Annotated in this window: 1 protein-coding gene and 1 pseudogene; both read left to right on the top strand. The window is 74.4% G+C overall.

Going from position 1 to position 1,546, the window contains the following annotated elements:
• A partial coding sequence (locus CCN72_RS37395) for a prenyltransferase/squalene oxidase repeat-containing protein (protein ID WP_143664359.1) occupies nt 1-1,059 on the top strand: 1,059 nt, incomplete at its 5' end.
• Nucleotides 1,056-1,546 (top strand): annotated as a pseudogene (locus CCN72_RS37390) (hypothetical protein); the annotation flags it as partial. The gene CCN72_RS37395 and the pseudogene CCN72_RS37390, both read left to right, overlap by 4 nt.

The following is a 1,546-nucleotide window of genomic DNA, read 5'->3' as shown; positions in this document are numbered from 1 at the left end:
GCGCTCGCCGCCACCGGCCTGGACAACGCCAAGCTGCGCGGCATCGTCGACTTCCTCGACCACCGGGGCAAGGACGGCGCGGGCCGCACGGTGGACGACTGGACGAACGTCGGCACCTCGTACGCGGCGGCCGGGTCCATCGGCAAGACCGCCCTGCTCGCCGAGGCCGTCGGACGCGACCCCCGGCACTTCACCGGACACGACCTCGTCGCCGCCCTCGACCAAGCCGTCTGCGCCAAGGCCAGCACCGGCGCCGACCGCTCCTGCGCGGCCGCGGGCGCCTACACCTACGCGCCCTCCGTCTTCGCCCAGTCCCTCGCCGTGATGGCCCAGTTGCGCGCGGGCGACAGCGCGTCGGCCCAGCGGCCGATCGCCTACCTGGAGAGCCTCCAGGAGAGCAGCGGCGCCTGGCCCAGCCTGATCCCGTCCACCAAGGACTCCGACGTGGACTCCACCGCCATCGCCGCCATGGCCCTCGACCTCGCGGGCGGCGCCAAGGCGGACAAGGCCGTGGACAAGGCGCTGAGTTGGCTCGCCTCCCGGCAGCTGGCCGACGGCGGCTTCCCCGGCACCGCGGGCGACTCCGTCAACTCGGCGGCTCTCGCCGTACAAGGCCTGTCGCTGGACGCGCCGAAGTACGCCAAGCAGCTCGCCAAGGCCCGTAAGTTCCTCGCCTCCCAGCAGAACGGCGACGGCGGATTCGTGGTGGCCAAGGGAAGCGACGACCGCCGCTCCGACCTGCGCGCCTCCACCCAGGCCGTCGGCGGCGCCACCGGTATCTCCTTCGGCACCCTCAAGCGCAGTCTGACCGGCACCTCCCCGCAGCCCACCCCGAGCCCCAGCGGCAGCGCCCCGGACATCGTCACCACCGGAGACACCGCAGGCACCGGGGACACCGCAGGCACCGGTGGGGCCGGCGCGAGCGGCGGTGGCGGCATCCTCGCCGCCACCGGCGTCCAGGCCGGGGCCCTCGCCGCGATCGCCGTGCTGCTGACGCTCGCCGGCTGGCGCACGGTGGTCGTCGCCCGCCGCCGCACCGGCACCGGGAGCGGACGATGAGGGCGATGGCCCGCCCGATCCGGGCCCTGGCCGCCCTCGGCCTCGGCGCGGCGGCCGTCGTCCAGGCCGGCACCCCGGCCGCCGCCGACCCCCAGCCGATGGGCCGCTGCACCACCACCTCGGGCGTCGTGCTCGCCGTCGACCTCAGCCACTGGGGCGGCCCGATCCTGCGTTCCTGCGGCACCACCCCGACCACCGGCTACGAGCTGCTCAACCAGGGCGGCTGGAGCACCACCGGCACCGGGCACGACGGCCCCGCCTTCATCTGCCGCATCGGCTACAGCGGTTACCAGCACGGCCGGCAGTATCCGACCCCTGCCCAGGACGACTGTGTGCTCACCCCGCCCGCCTCCGCGTACTGGTCGTACTGGCACGCCGATCCCGGTGCCACCGACTGGACGTACAGCCAGCTCGGCGCGATGCTCTACAAGCCCAAGCCGGGCAGCGTCGACCTGTGGGAGTTCGGCGGCACCAACATCCAGGGCAC

The organism is Streptomyces murinus (genome assembly GCF_002154555.1).
Taxonomy (GTDB): domain Bacteria; phylum Actinomycetota; class Actinomycetes; order Streptomycetales; family Streptomycetaceae; genus Streptomyces; species Streptomyces murinus.
This window is presented reverse-complemented; position numbering and strand designations above follow the sequence as displayed.